General features: G+C 40.8%; 25 protein-coding genes. 12 read left to right on the top strand and 13 right to left on the bottom strand.

The features are described from left to right. The first annotated feature begins 42 nt into the window (after positions 1-42). The 6 genes from FTU01_RS01765 (at position 43) to FTU01_RS01740 (ending at position 5,610) form a co-directional block, all read left to right on the top strand. Complete coding sequence (locus FTU01_RS01765) at positions 43-1,164, top strand: phosphotransferase family protein (protein ID WP_180137948.1); 1,122 nt, start codon at positions 43-45, stop codon at positions 1,162-1,164. Then, positions 1,161-1,859, top strand: a complete 699-nt coding sequence (locus FTU01_RS01760) for a histidine phosphatase family protein (protein WP_034702771.1) — start codon at positions 1,161-1,163, stop codon at positions 1,857-1,859. Before FTU01_RS01765 ends, FTU01_RS01760 begins: the two co-directional genes overlap by 4 nt. 50 nt (positions 1,860-1,909) lie before the next feature. After that, positions 1,910-2,653, top strand: a complete 744-nt coding sequence (locus FTU01_RS01755; RefSeq protein WP_180137947.1) for an SDR family oxidoreductase — start codon at positions 1,910-1,912, stop codon at positions 2,651-2,653. Between the two features lie 411 nt (positions 2,654-3,064). Beyond that, complete coding sequence (locus tag FTU01_RS01750; RefSeq protein ID WP_125278627.1) at positions 3,065-4,123, top strand: fatty acid desaturase; 1,059 nt, start codon at positions 3,065-3,067, stop codon at positions 4,121-4,123. 159 nt (positions 4,124-4,282) lie between these two features. After that, positions 4,283-4,993, top strand: a complete 711-nt coding sequence (locus tag FTU01_RS01745; protein ID WP_159122902.1) for an SGNH/GDSL hydrolase family protein — start codon at positions 4,283-4,285, stop codon at positions 4,991-4,993. A gap of 32 nt (positions 4,994-5,025) precedes the next feature. Further along, a complete protein-coding gene (locus FTU01_RS01740) occupies positions 5,026-5,610 on the top strand; it encodes a uracil-DNA glycosylase family protein (protein WP_034704166.1) in 585 nt (194 codons plus the stop codon). 60 nt (positions 5,611-5,670) lie between these two features. On the opposite strand, the gene FTU01_RS01735 is transcribed toward FTU01_RS01740, so the two are convergent. The 3 genes from FTU01_RS01735 to FTU01_RS01725 all read right to left on the bottom strand — a co-directional run bounded on the left by FTU01_RS01735 (position 5,671) and on the right by FTU01_RS01725 (position 8,589). After that, a complete protein-coding gene (locus FTU01_RS01735) occupies positions 5,671-6,162 on the bottom strand; it encodes a pyridoxamine 5'-phosphate oxidase family protein (RefSeq protein WP_180104912.1) in 492 nt (163 codons plus the stop codon). A gap of 172 nt (positions 6,163-6,334) precedes the next feature. After that, the gene (locus FTU01_RS01730; RefSeq protein WP_180137945.1) at positions 6,335-6,772 is read right to left on the bottom strand and encodes a hypothetical protein; all 438 of its coding nucleotides are present in this window, start codon (positions 6,770-6,772) and stop codon (positions 6,335-6,337) included. 263 nt (positions 6,773-7,035) lie between these two features. Then, a complete protein-coding gene (locus tag FTU01_RS01725; RefSeq protein ID WP_180137943.1) occupies positions 7,036-8,589 on the bottom strand; it encodes a phospholipase D family protein in 1,554 nt (517 codons plus the stop codon). 120 nt (positions 8,590-8,709) lie between these two features. Here FTU01_RS01725 and FTU01_RS01720 point away from each other — a divergent pair, with 120 nt between their 5' ends. The 5 genes from FTU01_RS01720 (at position 8,710) to FTU01_RS01700 (ending at position 15,196) form a co-directional block, all read left to right on the top strand. Next, on the top strand, positions 8,710-9,822 hold the full coding sequence (locus FTU01_RS01720; protein WP_180053222.1) for an S-(hydroxymethyl)glutathione dehydrogenase/class III alcohol dehydrogenase: 1,113 nt from the start codon (positions 8,710-8,712) through the stop codon (positions 9,820-9,822). Positions 9,823-10,052: 230 nt separating this feature from the next. Beyond that, the gene (locus FTU01_RS01715) at positions 10,053-10,577 is read left to right on the top strand and encodes a hypothetical protein (RefSeq protein WP_159122907.1); all 525 of its coding nucleotides are present in this window, start codon (positions 10,053-10,055) and stop codon (positions 10,575-10,577) included. 538 nt (positions 10,578-11,115) lie between these two features. Beyond that, the gene (locus tag FTU01_RS01710; RefSeq protein ID WP_180137941.1) at positions 11,116-12,165 is read left to right on the top strand and encodes a 3-deoxy-7-phosphoheptulonate synthase; all 1,050 of its coding nucleotides are present in this window, start codon (positions 11,116-11,118) and stop codon (positions 12,163-12,165) included. Between the two features lie 255 nt (positions 12,166-12,420). Then, complete coding sequence (locus FTU01_RS01705; RefSeq protein ID WP_180137939.1) at positions 12,421-13,599, top strand: PilT/PilU family type 4a pilus ATPase; 1,179 nt, start codon at positions 12,421-12,423, stop codon at positions 13,597-13,599. 400 nt (positions 13,600-13,999) lie between these two features. Next, entirely contained in the window at positions 14,000-15,196 is a 1,197-nt protein-coding gene (locus FTU01_RS01700) for a PilT/PilU family type 4a pilus ATPase (protein WP_125278619.1), read from the top strand. Positions 15,197-15,271: 75 nt separating this feature from the next. Here the strand turns inward: FTU01_RS01700 and FTU01_RS01695 are convergent, their stop codons facing one another. From FTU01_RS01695 to FTU01_RS01665, 7 genes are all read right to left on the bottom strand, one after another. Continuing rightward, positions 15,272-16,447 (bottom strand): MFS transporter, encoded by a 1,176-nt coding sequence (locus tag FTU01_RS01695; protein ID WP_180137937.1) that lies wholly within the window; start codon positions 16,445-16,447, stop codon positions 15,272-15,274. A 251-nt stretch (positions 16,448-16,698) separates the two neighbouring features. After that, positions 16,699-17,073, bottom strand: a complete 375-nt coding sequence (gcvH, locus tag FTU01_RS01690) for a glycine cleavage system protein GcvH (protein ID WP_166138133.1) — start codon at positions 17,071-17,073, stop codon at positions 16,699-16,701. Between the two features lie 82 nt (positions 17,074-17,155). Then, positions 17,156-18,184, bottom strand: a complete 1,029-nt coding sequence (locus FTU01_RS01685) for an AraC family transcriptional regulator (protein ID WP_104426084.1) — start codon at positions 18,182-18,184, stop codon at positions 17,156-17,158. A gap of 374 nt (positions 18,185-18,558) precedes the next feature. Further along, positions 18,559-20,415 carry an ABC transporter ATP-binding protein gene (locus FTU01_RS01680; protein ID WP_179992608.1) on the bottom strand — a complete coding sequence of 619 codons (1,857 nt, stop codon included), beginning with the start codon at positions 20,413-20,415 and terminating at the stop codon, positions 18,559-18,561. A 245-nt stretch (positions 20,416-20,660) separates the two neighbouring features. Continuing rightward, on the bottom strand, positions 20,661-21,920 hold the full coding sequence (locus tag FTU01_RS01675; RefSeq protein ID WP_180137935.1) for a mechanosensitive ion channel family protein: 1,260 nt from the start codon (positions 21,918-21,920) through the stop codon (positions 20,661-20,663). Positions 21,921-22,196: 276 nt separating this feature from the next. Further along, positions 22,197-22,688 carry a transposase family protein gene (locus tag FTU01_RS15480; RefSeq protein ID WP_218952459.1) on the bottom strand — a complete coding sequence of 164 codons (492 nt, stop codon included), beginning with the start codon at positions 22,686-22,688 and terminating at the stop codon, positions 22,197-22,199. Further along, on the bottom strand, positions 22,636-23,082 hold the full coding sequence (locus FTU01_RS01665; protein WP_153567213.1) for a transposase family protein: 447 nt from the start codon (positions 23,080-23,082) through the stop codon (positions 22,636-22,638). Before FTU01_RS01665 ends, FTU01_RS15480 begins: the two co-directional genes overlap by 53 nt. 99 nt (positions 23,083-23,181) lie before the next feature. Between FTU01_RS01665 and FTU01_RS01660 the strand changes: the two genes are divergently transcribed. Beyond that, complete coding sequence (locus FTU01_RS01660; protein WP_180137933.1) at positions 23,182-23,511, top strand: hypothetical protein; 330 nt, start codon at positions 23,182-23,184, stop codon at positions 23,509-23,511. Positions 23,512-23,707: 196 nt separating this feature from the next. Here the strand turns inward: FTU01_RS01660 and FTU01_RS01655 are convergent, their stop codons facing one another. The 3 genes from FTU01_RS01655 to sstT are packed head-to-tail and all read right to left on the bottom strand — an operon-like array spanning position 23,708 to position 26,173. Then, positions 23,708-24,244, bottom strand: a complete 537-nt coding sequence (locus tag FTU01_RS01655) for a DUF2058 domain-containing protein (RefSeq protein ID WP_104426088.1) — start codon at positions 24,242-24,244, stop codon at positions 23,708-23,710. A 15-nt stretch (positions 24,245-24,259) separates the two neighbouring features. Further along, the gene (locus tag FTU01_RS01650; RefSeq protein WP_180137931.1) at positions 24,260-24,934 is read right to left on the bottom strand and encodes a YoaK family protein; all 675 of its coding nucleotides are present in this window, start codon (positions 24,932-24,934) and stop codon (positions 24,260-24,262) included. A gap of 42 nt (positions 24,935-24,976) precedes the next feature. Then, positions 24,977-26,173 carry a serine/threonine transporter SstT gene (gene sstT / locus FTU01_RS01645; protein ID WP_004785593.1) on the bottom strand — a complete coding sequence of 399 codons (1,197 nt, stop codon included), beginning with the start codon at positions 26,171-26,173 and terminating at the stop codon, positions 24,977-24,979. Positions 26,174-26,357 lie beyond the last annotated feature (184 nt).

Below are 26,357 nucleotides of genomic sequence, written 5' to 3'. Positions count from 1 at the left end.
TACAGAACATTGAAACGTATTAGAAGATTTTAAGGAAAAATTATGGCGGTCATTGATGTAGGTGGATCAGTTCGTGAAGGTGAGGAACTGGATGTACAGGCCATCACAGATTGGTTAAATCAACAAGGAGTAAATGTAGAAGGTCCTTTAGAGCTTACTCAATATTCCGGTGGAGCTTCAAACTGGACTTATCGTTTGCAATATGTCAATGCCGATTTGATTCTACGTCGTCCGCCTCAAGGGACTAAAGCTAAATCTGCGCATGACATGGCACGTGAATATCATGTACAAAAAGCTTTGGCTGAACACTATCCAGTCGTACCTGAAATGGTGGCACTTTGTCAGGATGAATCAGTCATTGGCTGTGATTTTTATGTGATGAAACGCATTGAAGGTATTATTCCGCGTGCCAAGCTGCCGCCTGAATTACAACTGACTGAACCAGATATCCAGACTCTATGTATTAATGTGATTGATAAGCTGATCGAACTACACCAAGTTCCTTACACTGGTACAGAACTGGAAAAGTTAGGCAAAGGTGAAGGCTATTGCCGTCGTCAGGTAGAAGGCTGGGATGCACGTTACGAAAAAGCCAAAACATTAAATGTTCCATCTTTTAAATACGTGCGTAACTGGCTGAAAGATAATATTCCATCTGATTCTAAAACCTGTGTCATTCACAATGACTGGCGTTTTGATAATGTCATTTTGGATCCAGAAAATCCAACTGAAGTTATTGGGGTGCTGGACTGGGAAATGGCCACCCTGGGTGATCCGCTGATGGACTTGGGTTCTGCCTTGGCTTATTGGGTAGAAGATACGGACAATGCCATTTTTAAAGCAACACGTCGTCAGCCCACCAATTTAAAAGGTATGTTTACCCGTAAAGAAGTGGTGGATTACTATTTGGAGAAAACCGGTCTGCAACCGGAAAACTGGACATTCTATGAAGTGTTTGGGATTTTCCGTCTCTCGGTAATTGCTCAGCAGATCTATTATCGTTATTACCACAAACAAACCAACAATCCAGCCTTTAAGGATTTTTGGGTAGTCATTCATGCCTTGCATATTCGTGCCTTAAAACTGATTGGTCTACAAAAGCTTGAAGCCAATGACATTGCACAAAAATATATCCTGAAATTTAAAGAGTTAATGCCAAAATGACCACCATTTACTTGATCCGGCATGGACAGGCATCTTTCGGGGCAGCCAGTTATGATCAGCTTTCGCCAAATGGGGAACTACAGGCAAAATTGCTCGGTCGTTATTTTGATGAAATTCTGAAAGAAGCACCGTATGTAGTGGCTGGTTCTATGCAACGTCATCAACAGACGGCACAGTTATCTTTAGATGAATGTTTTCCTGAAAGCGAGATTTTGACCGATAGTGCCTGGAATGAGTTTAATCATCAGCAGGTCTTTGCCCGTTATGAACCGCGTTTTAATCAGCCTGAACTGCTTAAGCAGGATGTCTCAGAACATGCCAATCCACGGGATTATCTGAGCAAGATCTTTAGTGGAGCGATTGCTCGCTGGACCTGTGATGATTATCACCATGAATATGATGAATCCTGGCCAAATTTTAAAAGCCGCGTAGAAACCGGTTTGCAGAACTTATGTGATCAGCTTGCGCAAACTAAACCGCGCTATGCAATCGTGTATACCTCAGGTGGCGTCATCTCTGTGGCGGTAGGCAAAATCCTGGGTCTGAGTCCGGAAAAAACTTTCGCTTTAAACTGGGCAATTACCAATACCAGCATTACTACATTGCGTCTGGTCGGAAATGAACCCCAGCTACTCAGTTTGAATGAACATCATTTTATTAAAGCACAGCGTCCAGACCTGCTAACCTGGATTTAAAAATTATTGAAGATAAAACACCTTATAAAATAAAGGGATAGGGTAAAAATATGGCTAAAACGATTTTAATTACTGGTGCAAGTTCAGGGATTGGTGCCGGTATGGCACGTGAATTTGCAAAAAAAGGGTATAACCTGGCGATTTGTGCACGTCGTCTGGAACGTCTGGAAACTTTGAAGCAGGAACTCGAGAGCCAATATGATATTAAAGTCATTGCCAAAACACTGGATGTGACCAATTATGATCAGGTTTTTGAAGTTTTCCGTGCCTTTAAAGAAGACTTTGGCACCATTGACCGGATTATTGTCAATGCCGGTGTAGGTGAAGGCCGCCGGATTGGTAAAGGTAATTTTGCGATCAATAAAGCTACTGTTGAAACCAACTTTATTTCTGCATTGGCACAATGTGAAGCTGCAGTGGAAATTTTCCGCGCACAAAACTCCGGTCATCTGGTGATGATTTCATCGATGAGCGCAATGCGTGGTATGCCAAAACACTTGACTGCTTATGGCGCAAGTAAGGCTGGGGTTGCACATCTGGCTGAAGGCATTCGTGCTGAGCTAATTGATACACCAATTAAAGTCACGACCATTTTCCCAGGCTATATTCGTACTGAAATTAATGATGGCGCGAAAAAATTACCATTTGAAGTGGATGAGAAAACTGGTTCACGTTTATTGGCAGAAGAAATTGAGAAAGCGCCAGTCAAAGCCTATGTACCGAAATGGCCTTGGTTGCCACTCGGTCTGGCAATGAAAGTATTGCCGCTAAAATTAGTCAATAAATTAGGTTAAAACTTCAATTTAAAAAAGCTCCATTCGGGGCTTTTTTAATTTTTAGTATTTAAAAATTTGGATAAAAGTAGGTTGGATAATTCTGGCATCGGATCTAAAGGTATTATAAATTATTAAAATAATTAGTTAATTCACTAAAAGTCATTAACACTTTGATGATGAATAAATTTTATTTATATATAAAAATTAAAATTCTATCAGAATAGAAATAATTAAATTTTTAAGAAGAGAATTTTTAGACGACAAGTTTTATAGAAAATACTCCTTATTTTTCTGCTTTATTCTTGATCTTGAAAAAATTACTAAAACTGCCCAAAACTTGGACATACTCGCTGCGAAAGTGGAAAGATAACTTCTCTTTTTTATAAATTCCTTTAATGTACAACTGTTCAGAAATCAAAGGTTGTCCATATGTCTACATCTTCGGATATGACTGACCAACAGCGAATCTCTAAGGTCAGAAATATCGTTACACAGGCCGGGGAAGAAATACGTACCCGTTATCCTATACTTAAACATCAGAATTTCATTGGTGCGAGTATTTTAGGTTTTGCCTGGACGGGGATGATCGCATGCGCATTGGCATATGGATATGGTTATCTTTCTGCGTGGTTCACCATTCCCCTAATTGCAATTTTTGCTTCACTGACACATGAATTAGAACATGACCTGATTCATTATATGTATTTCAAAAAAACACCTTGGGCACATCATTTAATGTTGGCTTTAGTGTGGCTGGCTCGTCCAAATACGATTAGTCCATGGGCTCGCCGACGCATGCATTTGCATCATCATAAATATTCAGGCACTGAATATGATCTTGAAGAACGTGGCATCAGTAATGGTATGCCATGGGGGATTCGCCGCATACTAGTGATAAGTGACCAGTTGATGTCGGTCTATTTACGTCCTTTTCAGATGTTTAAAATGATTCATCTTTTTATGGAAAAACAGCCTGAAAAAGAACGTAAAGTTGCCATGATTTCTCAGCTATTAGGCTTCTTGCCATTAAGCTTGATTTATTATGGTCTGTGCTATTTATTTGTAGTCTTTCATGTAGGCAATGCCGTTGCACCAATCTTTGGTTATGAAATGCTTTGGTCGGAAAGTATCATCGAAGCTATGCCGCTCGTGAATTTCTTGGCAGTAATTTGGATCATTCCGAATTTTATCCGTTCTTTTAGCCTGCAATTCGTTAGCTCCAATATGCATTATTATGGTGATATTGATCCACGCGATGTCATCAAGCAGACTCAGGTACTGAATCCATGGTGGATGGTGCCATTCCAGTTATTTTGCTGTAATTTCGGTTCAACTCATGCGATCCATCATTTTGTGGTCAAAGAACCCTTTTATATACGTCAGTTGACCTCTAAAACGGCGCATAAAGTCATGAAAGAAGTGGGTGTACGCTTTAATGATATTGGGACGTTCAAGCGCATGAACCGCTGGAATGATCATAAAGTTTGATATATCAGCCACATTAAAAAAATCCCGTTAAACGCCGGGATTTTTTTATTTTGCTAGTTAAAGTTACGTGAATATTCATTAAAAATGACTGCTGAGGTATTACTCGTAATCCATAAATTGCAGTAAAATTAATCATATCTTTATATAAATTAGTCCATTATGTTGCTCAAAGCTGCCACTATCGCCTTAATTCCCGCGCTCGTAATTCAGGGTAACCGTGTCAAAAAAAATACGATAAAACTTCCAGAACCAGAGGGTGCACGTGAAGGTCAAACAGGAACAGGCAAAAAACTTTCATTACTGATTGTGGGTGATTCAGCAGCAGCAGGGGTCGGGGTAGATCATCAGAATGATGCCTTACTTGGCGCGATTCTGAATGAGCTAAAAAATGACTTTGAAATTGAATGGAAGTTACAGGCAAAAACGGGCGATACCACCTCAAAGGTCATTCGTACTTTAGACCAGATTGAAGCTAAATCCTATGATGTGGTCGTGACTTCAGTCGGCGTGAATGATGTGACTAAGCTCATGCCTGCCGATGTCTGGATCAAGAAGCAGGAACAGTTTTATGGCAAAATCCAGCAAAAGTTTAATCCAAAACTGGTCATTGCAGCTGGTGTTCCTCCAATGAATATGTTCCCGGCTTTACCGAATCCTTTGGCCTGGTTATTTGGTCAATATGCCAAACACATGAACCAGCAGCTGGAAAAATTTGTGAACAAGCAGATCAACATGCAATGGATTGAATATGATATTGAAAAATATCGTGCCATGAATTTACAAATGGCCAAAGACGGTTTTCATCCAAGTAAGGAAGTTTATACACTTTGGGGACAAGAAGTTGCTAGCAAGATCCGTCAGGCATTCTAAAATAACTGAAATACCTGAATCTGGAACAGTTTATGTCGGATATTGAAACCCATCCATTACCGCCATTTTTACCGCCCAATGCCAAATTACTGATGTTGGGCAGTTTTCCGCCACCCGCAACGCGCTGGAAAATGAATTTTTATTATCCGAATTACCAAAATGATATGTGGCGGATATTTGGATTAATTTTCTTTAAAAATAAAGATTACTTTTTGGACTTACCTAATAAAAAATTTCAGGAACATCTAATCCGTGAGTTTCTAACTGAAACGGGGATTGCGATTTTTGACAGTGCTTATCAGATCCGACGCCTGAAGGGAAATGCTTCCGATAAATTTCTAGAAATTGTAGTGCCAACCAATTTGCAGGATCTATTAGGGAAAATGCCGGACTGCAACCACATCATGACTACAGGCGACAAGGCCACAGATACTTTGATGCTCTCTATGCCTGAAGGTACGTTGAAACCCGGTATAGGTGAGCCAACACAGGCACATTTTCTTGGCCGTGACCTGTATCTATACCGGATGCCATCTTCATCCCGGGCTTATCCTTTGGCTCTGGATAAGAAAGCAGATAGTTACCGGATGATGTTCGAGCATGTCGGTCTAATTTGAGTTATGAATAAATATAAATATTAAGTATATTTATGAAATAAGCTTATTTTTAGAAAGTATTTAAGTATTTTCTACCTGCATATTGGGATATTCGACCCAGCGATAATCCTTAACTTTAATATCCCGAACATGATGAAAGCTGGACCAGATCAGTTTGCTACCTTTACTCCATTTTAATGTAGAGATACGAGATTCAACTTTCTCAATCTCTTCCGCTGTTGCAGGACGTAAAGAGCCAATCTCTGCATATAAACGTACACCGGGATAATGCTTAAATTTTCCCTTGAACATGGAACTTAACCAGAACAGTTTGCTGCTATTCACAGCCTGAATGCAGGCAAGTGGCTGATGCTGTAAATTTTCAGAGAAGGTGGTGGAGTAAGTATCAAAAAAGAAACCTGTACTAGACTGCTGATCCAGAAAGACAGTTCCGATCGGAGTAATACTAGGAAAGCCTTGGGGATTGACGGTTGCGATCGAACAATGCATTGCTGCACGCTGCGCATCTGCAACAACTTGACGGATATTTTGCCATTCAGAAGGGGAAATCATGATGTTTTCTCTTTATTATTTTAATCAAGCTTAATCTGTATGTCTAAAATAGGCATTGCCATAAAAATATTCAGGCAAGGGCAATTTAACCAATTAAATATATTAGGTAAATTCCCTGTAAACGAAAAAGAGCCGATATGGCTCTTTCAAATTTTAGAAATGGAAAAATGAATTAACCATCATATTCCACATAATCCCACAGGTTTAAGCGCGCTTTAATTTCTTTGCGGATATTCGGCAACATCGGGAGTAATGTCCCGTCAATCCATAAACTTAAAGCTTGTGCAGAAATCAGTTGCTGTTGTTCATCGACCAGTTGCGCGCCTTTAACCATCACCAGTGTTTCTTCAGAAGCTTCGGTTTCAACACCTTTGAATAGCACCTGTAATTCATAACCGGTATCCTGAATCAGCCATTCCAGTTCGACCTGGATATTCTGATTAGATTTAAGTACGACCTGACCTTCGACCAAGTCCGAATCAGACAGGCAGTCATGTTCAATCCGTATTTTGGCTAAAAACCATTCTTGTTGAGACAGATCCTGCAAGGTCTTAACAGGGGTGAGAATATCACTGAGTTTAAACTGACGACTTAAATCAAAAAATTGCATGGGAGTGGAAAGCGAAAATTCGCAAAATACTGGAAAAGTGTAATTTTAGAGCAATCAACGGAATAGGTAAAACCTTTGTAGGTATTGATCTGATTAATATATAAGAAATAAGCTGAAAAATATAAGTATAAAAACCCGATTTAGAGATTTAGTCAATTTTATATTGTTCAGCTTATCACCAATAAAGATTTAAAATATCCAAAGCTAACTATCAATTAAGGAAAAATCACATTAAATGTAATTTGATTGCAATGTATCTGTCATTACATTAACCATTCTCCCGGGAATTTTGTTGCCAGATTCATCATATAACGCTGGAACTGTGTCGTTTCAGGGTCATGATTATGCTGAATGACTGAACCATTTTTTTGGTGTTCCAGCCAAATGATCTCACCCTCTTTATCTAACTTCAGTTGATAAGCCATTCTGGGTAAATACTGGTTTAAGGACTTAGTAATTTCATCTTGAAGTTGATCGGATTCAATCACCAGACCGACTTCAGTGTTTAAATAGGCAGAGCGTGGATCAAAGTTAAAGGAACCAATAAATACCATGCCATCCAGATCAAAGAATTTGGCATGTAAACTGGAACTGTTCTTATTTTTGGCCGGAATAATATTACCGGTCATAATTTCATACCAGGTCCGTTTTGGCCGTTCAATATAAGGTTTGAATTCCCAGAGCTCGATTCCATTCTTGAGCAGCTGTTTACGGTATTGCTGATAATAGGCATGAACCAAAGCAACATCATTTGCTTGGAAAGAATTGGTTAAAATTCTGATTTTGACACCCTGTTGGGAACGTTTACTTAAATAATCCGCACCTTCCTGAGTAGGAATGAAATAAGAAGAAACCAATTCCAGGTGGTCTTTGGGTTCACCCATGAGTTCCAGCATATGGGTATAAATATAATCGCCATTCTGGGCGCTACGACGAACCTTGGAAGGGGCATCGGCAACAAAATAGGCATTTCCCCATTTGATCGGGCGCTTTCTCAGTTGTTCATCAATCTGCTGCTCCGCAATACCGACTCGGCGTTTCAATTCATTTTTATCGACTTCATCTTCTTTAAATTCAGTTCTTAGTCGTTTTAAAAGTTGTGGATTACCCGAATCATTTAGAACTTGTCGGATATCATAGCTTAGATCATCGTTCCAGAATTTGATAAAGGTTTGATTCGCATCGTGTGCTGGCTTTCCGGCAAAGAAAATATCAACATCGCTAAACTGAAAATCCTTACTGGCATCAAAATATTCACTACTGATATTCCGACCACCTGTGACCGCTGCCGTACCATCCGCAATAATCAGTTTGTTATGCATACGCGGATTAATATATTTCATACGGAATCCGTAATCCAGGGCACGCAATTGACGGAATTTATAAGGATTAAATAGTCGGACTTCGAAATTAGGATGCTGGGCTAAGGCCAGCAACTTATCATCCAGTTGAGTCCCGTTCTGGTTATCAATCTGAACCCGAACCTTCACCCCACGGTCTGCGGCTTTTAATAATTGGGAGAGGATCATGTTGCCAATATAGTCATCTTTCCAGATGTAATATTGCAGGTCGAGATGGTATTTGGCTTGATTAATCAGATATAACCTTGCCGCCATACTCATAAAACCGTCATATAAAGGCAGATAAGCCGTTTTCCCTTCCTGAATCTGTGGCAGTTGTTCCTCTCTGATCCAGTGGGTCGATTGTACTGGAGTAATAGCTTCTTCTTTTGCTGTATTGGGAGCTAATTCACAGCCAGAAATAGTCAGGCTAAAAACAAAAATACTTAAACATGTAATTGACGAGGGCTTAGTCATTGATGTTCCATTAGTTATAGGGGTTTTATTCCTCAACTTGTGATGTTAATGGTTGAATCTCCGAATAGAAAGAGGTTACTGTTAACCATCTGTAAATCAGTAATAAAAGGATCGTTTTACATGAAATCACGTGCAGCGGTTGCATTTGGCCCAGGTCAGCCATTAGAAATTGTGGAAGTAGATGTTGCTCCACCAAAAGCAGGTGAAGTACTGGTAAAAATTAGCCATACTGGCGTATGTCATACCGATGCATTTACCTTGTCTGGTGATGATCCGGAAGGCGTATTTCCAGCCATTTTAGGCCATGAAGGCGCGGGTGTGGTCGTTGAGGTAGGTGAAGGCGTGACGAGTCTGAAACCGGGTGATCATGTGATTCCACTTTACACAGCAGAATGTGGTGAATGTCTGTTCTGTAAATCGGGTAAGACCAACCTGTGTGTAGCGGTTCGTGCGACTCAGGGTAAAGGTGTAATGCCAGATGGAACTACCCGTTTTTCTTATAATGGCCAGCCGATTTATCATTATATGGGCTGTTCAACGTTCTCTGAATATACAGTCGTTGCAGAAGTTTCTCTGGCGAAAATTAACCCTGAAGCTAACCATGAGCAAGTGTGTTTATTGGGCTGTGGCGTGACTACCGGTATTGGTGCAGTACATAACACTGCTAAAGTACAGGAAGGCGATAGCGTCGCTGTATTTGGCTTAGGCGGTATTGGTCTTGCAGTTGTACAAGGTGCTCGCCAGGCCAAAGCCGGCCGTATTATTGCCGTGGATACCAATCCAGATAAATTCGAACTGGCTAAACAGTTTGGCGCTACTGATTTTGTGAATCCAAAAGACTATGACAAGCCAATTCAGCAAGTGATTGTGGAAATGACCGGTTGGGGCGTAGACCACTCTTTTGAATGTATTGGTAATGTCGACGTAATGCGTTCAGCACTAGAATGTGCACACCGTGGCTGGGGTCAGTCTGTGATTATTGGCGTAGCAGGTGCAGGTAAAGAAATCTCAACTCGTCCATTCCAGCTAGTCACAGGCCGTAAATGGATGGGTACGGCATTTGGTGGTGTTAAAGGTCGTTCTCAATTACCGGGCATGGTTGAACAGGCCATGAAAGGTGAAATTCAGTTAGAACCATTTGTGACACATAAGATGCCATTAGAACAGATCAATGAAGCCTTTGATCTGATGCATGAAGGCAAATCGATCCGTAGCGTGATTCATTTTGATTAAAATGATTTAGCGATTTAAACTTCATAAAGGCCGGTAAACACCGGCCTTTTATTTTAATAATTAAAATATATCAGATACATTTGCCTATCAAAGCACCACAGAGCTTTACCTAAAAAACACAAGGCTTCTAAGGTCATTACATGCCAGATGCTTATAGTGAATAGAAGCGTATTGAGAGACGCGATTAAAACCATGTTTAAGAATCATTTTAAAGAATAAGGATAAGCTCTATGTCGAATGATAGATTTGATCGTATTAAAAATTCTCCTAAAGATGTCCGTGATGATTTAAATGCCGATCCAATTAGCGGCGAGCCAGGTGCACATCCTATTGGCACAGGCGTAGGTGCCGCCGGTGGCGCAGCTGCAGGTGCAGCGGTCGGTGCAGCAGGCGGTCCGGTCGGTGCAGCAGTAGGCGGTGTTGTTGGGGCAGTGGTCGGTGGTCTCGCAGGTAAAGGCGTAGGCGAAGCTGTGAACCCGACTGAAGAAGCAGCATTCTGGCGAGATAATGCCGTTGAAACCCCTTATTATTCAGATGCCCGTACCACGTATAGCGATTTAGATTACGATCGTGACTATGATGCGGCCTATCGTGTCGGTTATGAAAACCGTGGAGCATATGATGCCAATACCCGTTTTGAAGATGTAGAAAGCGATCTGAAAGTAAAATGGGAACAGGCAAAAGGCCAGTCACGTCTGAACTGGGAACAGGCAAAATTTGCAGTACGTGATGCATGGAATCGCGTAACCCGTTAATTGCAAATGCCAAAACCAAGATCTAATATGCTCTTGGTTTTAAGGAAATGGGCAAAGTCTGCTGACCGTCACGACTTTGTCCATTATTAATATCTGAAAGGTTAGAATTCTAGGGCAATAAGTAAAAGTATAAATACTGATAAATATTTTTTTATATTTACTACTTGTCAAAACTGGATAGAGCGCGTATTTTAATTTCAGATTCACATTTTTATGAAAGACATAAACATGTTAAAGCAACCTATCATTTCAAACGCTTATTTTTATTTCTGGCAGTTTAGATAATTGCCTGAATGCGTTTGGGCAATGAAAAGGTTGCCCACCAGTTAATACCTGATCGGCAACCCTGATCAGGTTTTTTTATGCATGTGATTTAACAATTTTTTGGAGACAGCCATGACAAACTTTAACTATTCATACTTTAGCAACTTTTATTGGTCTTACTTTAGCCAGCTAATGACGCTTTCGACATCTTCGATTAGACCCATAACGCTCAAATAAAAGTTTGGACTGATTGCCAGTCCCAGGATTTAAAGTCATGAATATTGCACATACATCACAACAACATCAAACAGAAACCATTTTAGCTTTACCACAGCAGCTTAAGCAGCAATTGCCACTGTCTCCGCAATTGGCTGCACAAATCGCTGAACAGCGTCAAATTATTCAAAATATTTTAGAGGGTAAAGATCACCGTTTAATGGTGATTACCGGACCATGTTCCATTCATGATGAAGCTTCCGCACTGGAATATGCAGAAAAATTAAAACAGCTTCAGGAACAGGTTTCTGATCAAATTTTCCTGGTTATGCGGGCCTATATTGAAAAACCACGTACTACTGTAGGCTGGAAAGGCTTCCTGTATGACCCAGAACTCGATGGCTCATCCAATATGCAATTGGGTCTGGAAAAATCTCGTGCACTGTACCTAAAACTGATTGGCATGAGCCTGCCGATTGCCTCAGAGATCTTAAGTCCAATGGCAACGGCGTATTTCGATGATCTATTGGCCTGGGGTGCGATTGGCGCGCGTACCAGTGAATCACAAATTCACCGTGAAATTTCCAGCCATATGCCGTACAGCATCGGTTTCAAAAATGGGACAGATGGTTCGATTCAAATTGCTCTTGATGCTATTCAGTCAGCTTCCAATCCACATCAGTTCATGGGCATGAGCCAATCGGGTCTGCCGTGTATCCTGAGCTCAAAAGGGAATCCAAAAGCACATTTGATCCTGCGTGGTTCAAATAGTGGTCCGAACTACCAGTTGTCTGAAATTGAAAAAATTAAAGCGAAACACTCAACCGATTTGCCGGCCCTGGTTATTGATTGCAGTCATGGTAATAGTTCAAAAAACCCAATGCTACAACCTGAAGTGCTGGAGCAAATCGTCGCTGAACGTTTGCACAGCAATGTGCGGGGTGTAATGCTCGAAAGTCATCTGGTCGATGGCAATCAGAAAATCTCTGAAGATATGGTTTACGGCCAGTCAGTGACTGATGGATGTCTGGGCTGGACAAAAACCGAGCAATTATTGTTAAATATGGCTGATTCACTGCGATGCGAAAGTTTAAAGCGTAGCGCTTAAACTCACGATCTTATCTTTCCTCAATTCGTTGAGGAAAGATATTATGATCGGATATGGTTGTTCAGAAGTATTTTTCTAAATGCTGAAAGCAACAATTCGATATTTTGAAAATTAAAACAATGAGTATTAAAACGATTTTAAAAAATTCATAAAAAATAATTAATTTAAAAAAATAAACAATAACAATAATTTATTAGAGGTCAGCCTGATACTGTTTTTAAACAGCGGATGAGTAATGATCCCGGGAAGCTTGCTATGTATACAACTGAATTACTCGATGAAGCACGTAAATTTATGCACCATATGCTGACCAAAGTCGTGGAATATGGTGGTTCCGACCTTTTTATTACAGCTGATTTCCCGCCCAGTATCAAACAGCAGGGGTTGATGAAACCATTTGGTCAGCAGAAACTCACAGCCGATAAGACCCGTTTGTTTGCTTATGCCTTGATGAATGAGCGACAGATTCAGGAATTTGAATCGGTGATGGAATGCAATTTTAGTATTAGCATCCCGGGCGTGTCGCGCTTCCGGGTTAATGTCTTTCAGCAACAGCACAATGTAGGCATGGTGATTCGAATCATTACGACAGATATTCCAAGCTTTGAGCAGTTAGGCTTACCAGCTTCATTGCAACAGGTCATCATGCAGAAACGTGGTTTGGTGCTGGTAGTTGGTGCAACGGGTGTCGGGAAATCGACTACATTGGCAGCCATGATTGATTATCGTAATACGCATACTGAAGGGCATATTATTACGATCGAAGACCCGGTGGAATATGTCTATCAGCATAAAAACTCGATGATCACCCAGCGTGAAATTGGTGTAGATTGCGTTTCCTGGCACAATGCACTGATTAATACCATGCGGCAGGCACCTGACGTTATCGTGATTGGCGAAATCAGGGATACAGACAGTATGGAGCATGCAATTGCCTTTGCTGAATCTGGCCATTTATGTCTTGCAACACTCCATTCTAATAATGCCGATCAGGCACTGGACCGGATTATTAACTTCTTTCCAGAAGAATGCCGTAATCAGTTACTGCTAGATTTATCAGCTAATATCAAAGCCGTGATTTCTCAGCGGCTAATTCGCACTGAAGATGGTAAAGGTCGTCGGGCTGCGGTAGAAATTCTGCAAAATACCCCTTTAGTTTCTGACCTGATTCGTAAAGGTGAATTCCATGAACTTAAAACGATTATGGCTCGTTCGCGGGAACTGGGCATGCAAACCTTTGATCAGGCATTATTTGATTTATATAACCAAGGCATTATTTCTTATGAAGAAGCCTTGCGTAATGCAGACTCCAGCAATGAATTACGTTTGCAAATCAAGCTGAAGAGCAGTCGTATTAATCCTGTTTTACAGGCAGAAAATGCACAGATTTCACTTCTGGAACAGTCCGGATCGCGTGTACTTTCTCCTGATTAATCTTTTTTTAATAAACAGATTACTATTCAGCTCAATAGAACTGAGTCATAAATCTTCTTTAATGGTGGCTTTTAAGCAAGGCTGCTTTCAGCCACCTATCTAATTTTTTAATTTTATCCTTACTTGCCTGGTGAATTCAGTTTCACCGTCTTGCATTTATCCTGAATATGATCTTTTTCATTGTAATATTCTTTTAAAATGAAATAGGTTTTAAAAGGCAATATATGTCTACTTAATTGATATTTAATTGAACTACATCACATAAATTTTAAAAAATATTTTCTTTATAAATCAAATCTGTTTGAGGCTTTAAAAAAAACGCTGCACAATAAAAATCAAATGATATTGGCATGAATCAAGCATTTAAATTCATGTAATTGTGTATTTCCAGGGGAAGAGAATGTTCACGGCAGAACTGTTGGACGAAGCAAAAAAATTCATGCATCACATGCTGACCAAAGTAGTGGAATATGGGGGCTCAGACTTATTTATTACCGCAGATTTTCCACCGAGTATTAAACATCAGGGCTTAATGAAGCCCTTTGGACAACAAATTCTTACTGCTGAAAAAACCAAACTGTTTGCTTATAGCTTGATGAATGATAAACAGCGTCAAGAGTTTGAAGCTGAACTAGAATGTAACTTCGCGATTACTGTACCGGGTGTATCGCGCTTCCGGGTAAATGTTTTTGTACAACAGCTTCAGGTCGGGATGGTAATCCGGACCATTACGGCAGAAATTCCAAATTTCCAGAAACTGAAATTACCAGAATCATTGAAACACGTGATTATGGAAAAACGCGGTCTGGTACTGGTTGTAGGAGGAACGGGTTCAGGTAAATCGACCTCTCTGGCAGCGATGATTGACTACCGCAATGAAAATTCGGCGGGGCATATCATTACCGTGGAAGATCCGGTGGAATATGTACATAAACACAAGAAATCCATGATTACTCACCGTGAAGTTGGAGTCGATTGCCATTCCTGGCACAATGCGCTGAAAAATACCTTGCGTCAGGCCCCCGATGTAATTCTGATCGGTGAGATTCGGGATACCGAAACCATGGAACACGCAATTGCCTTTGCTGAAACCGGACATTTATGTCTGGGTACACTGCATTCCAATAATGCTAACCAGACTTTGGACCGGATTATTAACTTCTTCCCGGAAGAACGCCGTAATCAGTTATTAATGGATTTATCTTCGAATATGAAGGCGATTATTTCCCAGCGTCTGATTCGTACTCAGGATGGAAAAGGGCGTCGGGCTGCAATTGAAATCATGTTAAATACACCTTTGATTTCTGATCTGATTCTAAAAGGTGAGTTTCATGAGCTGAAAGCCATTATGGGCAAATCTCGTGAACTGGGCATGCAGACTTTCGATCAGGCCTTATTTGACCTGTATAACGAGGGTGCGATTTCTTATGAGGAAGCATTGCGTAATGCTGATTCGACTAATGAATTACGTTTACAGATCAAGCTGAAAAGCAACCGCCAGGATAATCCTGCTGCTGGAGAAGCAACACAATTCACGATGATGCAAGAACCGAAAGCTGAAGAAAAAGAACAGGAAAATACTTCAGCATCTGAATAAATACATCTTCGTGTCAGAATTAAAACAGGCAGTTCATCTGCCTGTTTTTTTATTATATTTAGATATTAACTTGTATTAGGCAGTCTTAACTTGAACGACCAGTTTAAAGTAAACAATACTGCATAAGGTGAGTAAACTACAGAGAATAAAGGCGAACTGATAACTATAAGTCGCAATAAGCGCCCCAATCAGTAGCGAACCGACCGCAATTCCTACATCATAGAAGGTATAAAAGGTCGAAGTAGCATAACCAATCCGGTGTTTCGGTGCACGTTGAATGGCCAGTGTTTGAATGCAAGGTTGTGCGCTGCCAAAACCGACACCAATCAATACCGCAGCCAGTAAGAATCCCCCCAACGTCTGAATCTGACTGAGTAAAAAAAGTCCTAAACTAAAAACTAAGAGCGCAGGATAAATTACATATTGTGGGCCTTTACGATCATAAATTTTTCCGGTAATTGGACGCAAACTCATCATGGAAATGGCAAATACAACAAAGAATAAACTGGCATAAGCCATCAGATTTTTACTGGCAGCAAAAGGCGCAATAAAAGACATGATGCTGGCGTAAGAGAAGGAAATCAGAGCAGCCAGAACAGCAACAGGCAGCGCTTTCTTTTCTACAACATCAGAAAACACCAGTCCTTTTTTATCAGGAATAGTTTGAATGATGTTCTCAGTCTCCTTGACCGGAATCATTAAGCAGAAAGCAAATCCGATAAAAACTAATGCAATCAGCAATGTTGTGATCTGAAAATAAGACCAGTATTCAATCAGACTTAAGCCAATCAATGGTCCTAGAACAATACCCAGATTGACTGACATAACGTAATAGCCCATGCCTTCGCCTTTACGCTGCTCTGGAATAAACTGATTCACCACAGGAACACAGACGGTAGTCAAAATACTAAACCAGATCCCATGCAAAAAACGGATGATAAATAAGGTCGTCAGCTGATCGGCAAGCAAGTAGGCTAGGGAAAATAGACTGAAAAAGATTCCAGAAACAATCAAGGTTTTACGGATACCCAATTTCTCAATAATCAGGCCGCTAAATGGTCGTACAGCAATCGCTGAAATCATGAACAAGGTCATGGCCAGACCAGCTTGGGCTAAGTTTCCGCCTAATTCTTTCAGAATATAAATCGGTAAAATCGTGGTTTGTGCAAAATAGAAAATAAATAAAAACAGGTTATTGGCCAGACACAGCACAAAAGGCTTGGTCCATAAAGGCAATAGATTGGATTTCATAATTTTCCTAAATTGATCTATAGGGAAATGCTACGGTGAACATGAATATTATTTTTATAAAGCAGCCTGAGCTATCTGATGCGAGTGATAGCAGGTACAGCAAAGACTTTAAGAAAAATGTGTGAAAAATACAATAAAATTCCGATATAAATACATTGTATTTGATGGTGAGCTTTAAATACGAAGTTTTCAATGCGTAAAAAAATCAGCCCGCAGGCTGATTCTTATTTTTCATGTCAAATCGAAGTGGCTTATAGGCCAGCTTCATATTCTGTTTTAGACAATAGCTTTTCTACATCTGCCATATTGTCCGGTTTGATTTTATAGATCCAGCCTTTGCCGTACGGGTCATCATTAATGAAGTCAGGATCATCTTCAAGCGCAGCATTGATTTCAACCACTGTACCAGAGACAGGTGCATGAATATCAGAAGCGGTTTTTACTGATTCAACCACGCCAGCCTGTTCGCCCGCAGTAATATGTGAGTCAAGATCTGGTGCTTCTACATAAACCAGATCACCTAATGCATCCTGTGCATGGTCGGAAATACCGGTCACAACAAGATCACCCTCAATGCGTACCCATTCATGTGTACTTGCGTACTTTAATTCTGAAGGATGATTCATTGATAACTCCCTAAAAATCTTAAGATCATTTTTGATATGTTTTATACATTCTTTTTGGTCAAAACAAAAGGTTTATCCATGCTTATAAATAAGGATCTTTACGCCAGTTGCTCGGGCTACGACCACTCCAGCGCTTAAACGCCCGACTAAAATTGGCCACATCACTATAGCCAAGTTCATCAGCGATCTGCTCCAGAGTAAAGTCTGTACGGGATAATAAGGAAGTGGCATGCCGATAGCGCACTTCATCCACCAGCGTCGAAAAAGAAGTACCTTCAGCGGCCAACTGACGCTTTAAGGTTCGATCTGACATATGCAGGCGTTCAGCTACGCTTTCAATACTCAGATAATGCTGTTCGGAATGAGTCAGAATATCCCGCACCCGCATGGCAATCCGATGCCGTTCACCTAAAGCAGATAATTCGGCTTCACACTGGTTAATCGCAATCTGGCTGGCAATTGGATCAGCATGTACCAACTTGTTCATCAGGTAGCTTTTATCAAAACTTAAAATTAAATGCGGCTGTTCAAAACGGAACTGATGCGTAGGAAATTTCGCCATGAAGCGTTCAAAGCCTTCCGGCTTTTTGAAATCGAAGTCGATTTCACCGGTTGCATCGTTAACCCCGGTAATGGCTTTTGCCATACTGATCAGGCCAATCATCAGGGCAATCGAAATTTCGGTACGTAGCGGTTCAAGCTGAATATCAGTTTGCAGCTGTACGGTTGCCTTAGCGCCAAAGGTCGAGAAAAATAACTGCAGGAAGGGTAAGCGTAGCTGAATGAATCGGTTCGCCAGCACCAGAGCTTCGGTAATATTATTCGCCGTCATGATGGCATAACCGATAAAGCCATGAATCGAAATCCGCATCTGGGTACCTAAGTGATAACCCAAGGTTGGTTCACCAGTGAGCTTCAAGGCATGCTTGACCAGTTCATTGGCCACAGGGGTCGGAATACGGTAATCAGGATCTGCCAGCTGTTCACTGGTCAGGCCAAAAGGCTTAAAAAGCGACTCATTATTATACCCCCAGCGGGAAATGACATCGAGAAGCAAGAGACCGTATACACCTGGAATACCTTGGTCTTGGCGTGGAGCTATTGTTTTCATGCGCGATCCGTTGCACTCATTCAAATTTTTTTATTTTCACTTCATATTGGCATGAAAAAGCCATTTTCTTGATAAAAATTGTTGGACAAAGCTGTGGCAATTTCCACAAGCAGATTTTAATCAACTTAAAGCAGAGTAGCTCAACTTAAAGTTGGAAATCAATGTAAACCAGAGATATTTTAGGGATTTAATTTTAAGCCTACAGATTTCTATTAATTCAGAATAGGGCTGTTTTTTGAATAATCTGGAATTTAAAAATGCTTGTGGAATAGTTGATATTCCCATAAAAGCAAACCGAAGCATGGCTATTCAAGTGACTCAAATAGAATGCTTCGGTTTCTGTTGTAGAGCTTAGCTACTACTGAATAGAGCGATTATGCTTCGTGTAAGTTATCAGTTTTGGCATGTTGCTGTACCAAGAACCCGCCGGTTTGACGCTGCCATAGCTGCGCATAGATTCCGTTTAAGGCCACCAGTTCATCATGCGTACCTTGCTCGGCAATTTTACCTTGATCCATCACAATCAGACGATCCATCTGCGCAATGGTAGAAAGACGATGCGCAATGGCAATAACCGTTTTACCTTGCATCAAATCATCCAGACTATTCTGAATAGCCGCTTCAACCTCAGAATCCAGAGCACTGGTGGCTTCATCCAGAATCAGAATCGGCGCATCTTTCAAGAATACCCGGGAAATGGCAATACGTTGGCGCTGTCCACCAGAAAGCTTCACGCCACGTTCACCTACATAGGCGTCATAGCCTCTACGGCCACGCAAATCAGTCAGATTCGGAATAAATTCTTCTGCTTTGGCCTTGCGTACAGCTTCAAACATCTCTTCATCAGTTGCATCCGGACGACCGTATTTGATATTTTCAGCTACGGTACGATGCAGCAAAGACGTATCCTGAGTGACCAGCGCAATATTTTTACGCAAACTGTCCTGAGTGACATCGGCAATATCCTGATCATCAATCAGAATACGGCCCTGATTCAGATGATAGAAATGCAATAGCAATTGAATCAGGGTCGATTTACCAGCTCCAGAACGCCCCACGATCCCGATTTTTTCACCTGGGCGAATGGTCAGATTAAACTGGTCAATGACCGGTTTTTCATTATAGGCAAAAGTGACATTATCGAATTTAATCTCACCGTGTTTTAGCTCCAGTTCTTTCGCATCTTCTTTGTCTTGAATATTGATCCGACGACCTAGAGTTTTCATCCCGTCCTGAATGGTACCGACATTTTCAAACAGGGCAGAGGTCTGCCACATCATGAACTCGGCAATACTATTCAGCTTCAATACCATCGCTGTAGTGGCTGCAATAATCCCGAGCTGCGCTTGACCTTGCATCCAGAGCCAGATTGCAGTACCCAGCACACCTGCATATAGCACAACACTCAGCATCAGAATGCTGATTTCGTATTGAGCGCCCAGACGCATTTGCTTATACACCGTAACCATAAATTCCTGCATAGAGGATTTGGCATACTGGCTTTCACGACCCGCATGCGCAAACAATTTTACGGTCTGAATATTGGTATAGGCATCAGTCACACGTCCGGTCATGACTGCACGCGCATCCGCTTGTAAGGATGAAATCTTGCTTAATCTTGGAATGAAATAGCAAGCAGCACAAATAAACAAGAATAGCCAGACCATAAGCGGCAAGATAAGTAAGGGTGAAATGGCACCCAAAACAATATTAATCGTGACGAAATAAATCAGCACATAGGCCAGCATATCGCCCAAAATGACCCAGAATTCTCGGATTGCCAGCGCCGTTTGCATGACTTTGGCCGATAAACGTCCGGCAAAATCATTATGGAAGAAGTCCAAACTCTGTTTGAGCAATAAATTATGGAAGCGCCAACGCAGACGCATCGGGAAATTACTGTATAAAATCTGATGCTTGATCAGGGACTGGGCACTGGCAAACAGGATATTGGCCAGCAAGATAATACTCAATAAGGTCAGGTTGCTGGCATGTTGATCTAAAAAAGTCTCTGGCTGACTTTGACTCAACCAGTTCACCAGATCACCAATTTTTGAATACAGTAAGGCCTCAAAACTGGCTGCACCTGCGGTACACAATACTAGAATCAGCAAATAACGGCGTACCCCATAAGCTGCCTGCCAGACAAAGGGGAAAAACCTGGTGGGTAAAGGTTGATTCAGGTTTTTGGTGGGATAGGGGTCTACCAGCCGTTCAAGCCATCGAAACATTCACGTACTCTTATCATGTATTTTCTTTGCGAGGATTATAAAGGATTCTGCTTTTTGAAGTCTGAATTTGAGTGAAATTGCCACAAATGTTTAACTAAATCAAACTTTAGGTTGCAGAGCAGAAACTCATGCCAGATTTATGCCAGCTGATATGAAAACTAAAAATAAGAGCCTGAATTCATTTTAAATACTGAATAAAAAAGCCCGAAATAGAGATTATGTCGGGCTTAAGTTGAAAGGTTAGTTTAAGTGATAATCGGAGATGAAGAACTCGCGTTAAAAGATTCTTTAAAATCACTCCCAGAAGGCGCCTGATACACCTTCAATCCAAATTCCGGAATAATCGCCAGAATATGGTCCATGATATCTGACTGGATATTTTCATACTCTGCCCAAACCGTCGTATTGGTGAAAGCATAAATTTCCAGTGGTAAACCTTCGCTGGTCGGTTGTAATTGACGTACCATCAATGAGAAATCTTTGGCAATACCAGGATGCTGTTGCAGATAAAATTCCAGATAAGCGCGGAACGTGCCTAAGTTGGTCAGACGGCGCTGGTTGTATTGTGAATGATGCTGGAGCTGCTGGTTAAATTTATCCAGCTCTTCTGATTTGGTATTCAGATATTGATCTAGCAGGATGAAATTTTTCAGTTTGTTCTGTTCTTCAGCTGTCATGAAATGCACGCTGGTTTGATCAATATGAATTGAACGCTTGATTCGACGGGCACCCGCTTCCTGCATGCCGCGCCAGTTTTTGAAGGTATCAGTCACCAGTTTATTGGTTGGAATGGTGGTCACTGTCTTGTCAAAGTTCTGCACAGTCACTGTATGTAATGACATATCAATGACATCACCATCGGCATTTAGGGTCGGCATTTCAATCCAGTCACCAATACGTACCATGTCATAAGATGAAATCTGAACCGAAGCCACCAGTGACAGAATCGTATTTTGAAAAACCAGCATCAGGACAGCGGCCATCGCACCAAAGCCAGCGAGCAAGGTGAATACATCTTTTTTCAGGAAAGTGCCTAAAATCATCAAGCCACAAACAATGAAGATGATCAGCTTGACCAGCTGTAAATAACCTTTAATCGGCTTGTTGCGTGACTTGGGATTACGCTGATAAATCAGGTTAAAGATATTCAGTAACTCACCGAGTGCCAGAGCAATGGTCAGGAAAATAAACGCCTGAGCACCCATTTGCACAAAGGTTTGCACCTTATCGGATAAATGCGGGACAGTGGTAATCCCGTTCATGATCACGATTGCCGGAACAATATTGGAAATCCGGCGAATCACACTATGTTCAGCAAAAATCTGATTATTGGCAAAGGGCATTTTGGAAATCAGTTGACGAATACCGCGTACGACAATCTGTTTGGCAAACACATTGGCAAGGATGGCCAGTAAAATCACAATACTCAGTGAAGATAACATTTCCAGCCATGGGTACTGATCGGCCCAATCTTGAATATTCTGAATAAAATTAAACTGTTCCAACTGATCTTTCTCTTTAACTCAAAAAATTTGTTAGAGTTTATAGGTTTAAACGCAATTTTTTAATCTTGGATAACCTTTTAAAACATATCTTTCTTAGAGGAGGCGAACTTAATCACTATTCAGGCATTTATTTTTTCCTTCAGGTTAATTCAGATTAAATAGATCAATGGAAATTGATTGGTTAATGGCTAGGAAACGTGAAAAATTGATATAACAGCCTAGCTTGTATTTTTTCTAACTTTAAAAAATTAAAAATGTCAAAGTGAATTAAAGAATTTAATAGACCTCTTTCATAAATCGTTTTTTGCTCAGTTCCAAGTTGTAGATTCCAGCGATTAAATTGAATCTCAAACCAAGCCTTTTACCTCTATTTCGATAACGCTCAGCAAGGATTTTGAAGGTTTTCAGGCTGCCAAATACATGCTCAATTCCGATTCTTCTTTTATTGATTTCTTGATTATAGATTTTCAATTCAGGATCCAATTTACAGTGTCTTTTGGCTTTTAATGGCAACAAGCTATTTGGATACACTGTATAAATTCCCTGATAACCCTTATCCGCAAGGATAAAAGCCCCAAAAGGAATCTGGTTTAAATTGCGTTTGAACAACTCGAAATCATGCACTGCACCGCGACTGGTACATAAACTCAGAATTTGCTGAGTTTTGTAGTGAATCATGGCCTGTACTTTAAAGGTATGGGTCTTTTTCTTGCCGCTATAGCTTTTCTTCTGTTTTTTTAGGCCTTTGGATTGGAATTTCCGTGGCATCCACGATTACAACATTCCAGTCGATGCCTTCGCCCTCGGGTAAATCTTTGGGTAAATTAAACAGATTGGACCGAATCAGGCAGTCTTCAACATGACGGACAATTCTTGAGGCTGTGGGCTCTGAAACCCCGTAACTCGTCGCAACGTGAAATAAGGTTCGGTATTCCCGCCAATAGCTCAGACAGAGCAGAACCTGATCCTCCAGGCTTAACTTGGGCGGTCTGCCTTTGGCAGAGACATGCTTCTGCAATTGCTCAACCATCAAATAGAAAGTTGACCATGAGATGCCTGTGTATCGCTTGAACTGAGGATCAGAAAGCTTGTTTGAATCGATGTATTTCATCCGCAGATTATGCACGAATGCCAAGAAATCCGGAGTGCAAATATTAACCAAAAAGAAGATCGTTTTTTGATTTATGAAAGAGATCTATTTTACATTTTATATACTTACGATAGTGCTAGGATTAAAATCATATAATCTTAATCATTAAAAATGAAAAATCTTCAAATAGTTATAGCACAAGCTCTACATTCCTATGAACTGGAACATATTGAGCAATCAATAAGCCATGAAATTAATAACACTATATTAGAGATAGTGGTTAATGATGAATCTTTTGAAAAAATTGATTGTTACTTGTATTCAAAGAAAGATCCGAAAAAAATTCTTAAAAGCTCTATACATTATGTAATAGCACTCTTAGAAAGAGCAAAGTATAGGGTAGAAAAAGCTCAGCAAAATAACGTGAGTCCTTTGCATATCTGCTTATACGTTATTAAGAAAATTGAGGGATTTATTGAATATTTACAGACTAAATTTTAGTTATTAGCGCTTTCATTTAAAGCCTGTTATATGAAATCTTAAGTTTCCAAATAGGATTTGAATTGAGTGAAATTTGCTATCTATTAAAACAAGAATATGCAAAAGACAAGCTGACATAGACTTAATGAAACAGATTAAAAAAACCGGCAAGTATGCCGGTTTTTTTATTTATGCTTTTCTTTTAAGGAAAATGTGCTTACCACATTAAATCATCAGGAATCACATAAGCTGCATATGGATCTTCTTCATCAGTAGTTTCTTCATTTTTCTCTGAATTATTCACGATGATAAAGCCTTCCATTTTTGAATTGATACGATCTGCCAGAGCTTTAGGCAGGAAGGCATAACTCTCATTTTCACGTGCAATCACCAGACTGCCAGCGACCAGTGCATTATAAATCTGCTGGTTGATATAAACTTTCTTGATCTTGCTGTCATCAATAAACTGATAACTAATTTCGCCATCCGTATCGCGGATTTTATGCTGATTAATCATCTGCATGATGGCAGCTTTGAGTTCTTTTTCCTGCAACTGGGCTTTTTTCGCCTGTTCAATGGCTTGGTCTTTAGCCAGCTTTTCCTGTTTGTCCTGTTCAATCTTGGCCTTGATTTCGGCTTCTTTACTGTCGCCTGTGCGCTTTTCATGTACAGCCTGTTTAGACAGTTTTTTGGCTTTTTTATTATCGACCAGGCCTGCCTTTAACAATTGTGCCTGTAATGCATTTTTAACCATGAGAGTTTCCAGAAATTAGTCGTGTTGATGTCGATAACGTAAATAGATCACCCAATAGGTCAGGCTAAGCAGCAGGCTTAACACTGTAGGGACCAGGAATGCATTTAATTTTAAATAAGGATAAATCCAGCTGGCAAGTATGCCGCCCACCAAAAAGCCGACCAGAATCAGCATATGCAGGATCACTTTACGGGATTCTACTACCAGACCACGCAGGCGATAGCCCATAGCCAGACCTAAATCGGTCAGTACACCTGACAGATGCGTGGTCCGGATAATGGCACCTTTATAGTGGCTGACCATGGCATTTTGTACGCCCATCGAGACACAGGCCCATAACAAGGCATAACGCGGGAAATAGGGCAATAATAGCCAGCAAATGAATATAAAAAAAGCCACTAGGCTTAAAGGATAACCATACAGGCGTCCCAAGCGAAAGTGACTATTTCCTAAAATCAGCCCGCTATACATCGAGCCAATCACATAACAGAGCGTAACCAGAATCAGATACAAAATCTGGCGTGGTTGCCAGTCCAGCAGCGCCATCGCCAGCATACTGACGTTACCGGTCATATGTGAAACGGACTGATGCAACACGGTCACCAGTCCTAATACATTAATCATTCCGGCATTTACCGCAAGGAAGAATGCACCCAATTGAACCCACGATGGTAAACGCTGTAATGGCATGGCAATATCATTAGAAAAACATCTTGATTCTTCAATATAAAATCAATCTGTAGCGCGGTCTACTGCTGTTGTAAATAAAACATCGGTAGATGAGTTGAGTGCAGTCTCGGTAGAGTCCTGCAATACACTGATCACCATACCAATTGCCACCACTTGCATTGCGATATCTGAAGAAATCCCGAACAGGCCACAAGCCACGGGAATTAGCAATAGTGAACCACCAGCCACACCTGAAGCACCACACGCAGACACAGTCGCTACGATAGAAAGAATTAGCATAGTGGTGAAGTCAACATTAACACCTAAAGTATTTACTGCAGCTAAAGACAACACGGTAATCGTCACTGATGCACCGGCCATGTTAATTGCTGCACCTAAAGGAATTGCTACGCTTGAAGTAGTCTCTTTCACACCTAAGCGTTTTGCCAAGTCCAGGTTTACCGGAATATTGGCAGCAGAACTGCGGGTAAAGAACGCGGTAATGCCACTTTCACGTAAGCAGGTAAAGACCAGTGGATACGGATTACGACGGGTAATGAAACCCACCATTAATGGGTTAATCACCAAGGCTACAAATACCATGGTACCCAGCAGAACAGCTAATAAATGCGCATAGCTGGTCAAGGTATCTAGGCCCGCTTCAGCAAAAGTCACGGCAACCAGACCAAAAATACCCACTGGCGCAAAGCTGATCACCAGACGAATTACATAATTGATTGCATTGGCAGCGTCATTTAAACAGGTTTTAGTTGTGTGTGATGCATGACGGAAGGCAATTCCTAACGCAATTGACCATGCCAGAATTCCAATAAAATTCGCTTCAGCAATGGCAACCACCGGGTTCGCTACAAAGCTCAGCACCAGATTTTTGAGAATTTCACCTAGGCTGCCTGGCGGCTGTAAATCACCTTGCGCTGCAATATCCAGGAACAATGTGCTTGGAAATAAAATACTGGCGATCACAGCGCTTAATGCTGCCAGGAACATGCCGACAGCATACATCAGCATAATAGGTCTTATCGTTGAATTGGTCTGGCCAACCTGGAAATTTGCAATTGATGCAAGAACCAGAATGAAAACCAGAACTGGCGCGACGGATTTTAGTGCCTTAATAAACAGATCACCCAACAGGCTTAAGGAAGGTGCAGCTTCAGGAAATAACAGAGCCACACCAACGCCTAGAATAATGGCGATGATGATTCGGGAGACTAAACTCAGACGCGATAGGGCAGAAAACATAAGGTTGCCTTGTGAAAATTACGAGGGCTAAATGCGAAAAAAATTTGCGTTATTTTATACTTAAATTAAGGATCGCTTAAAATATATTTTTAGATAATATTTAAGTGACTGAAAATTAATAAATAATTAAGATGGTTTTTTATCTTGATCGTATTATTTCCATACAAAATTCTTAGAAATAGCC

The sequence above is a fragment of the Acinetobacter sp. YH12043 genome, assembly GCF_013419915.1.
Taxonomy (GTDB): domain Bacteria; phylum Pseudomonadota; class Gammaproteobacteria; order Pseudomonadales; family Moraxellaceae; genus Acinetobacter.
Note: the sequence above shows the minus strand (reverse complement) of the source record. Positions and strands in the feature narration are given on the sequence as shown.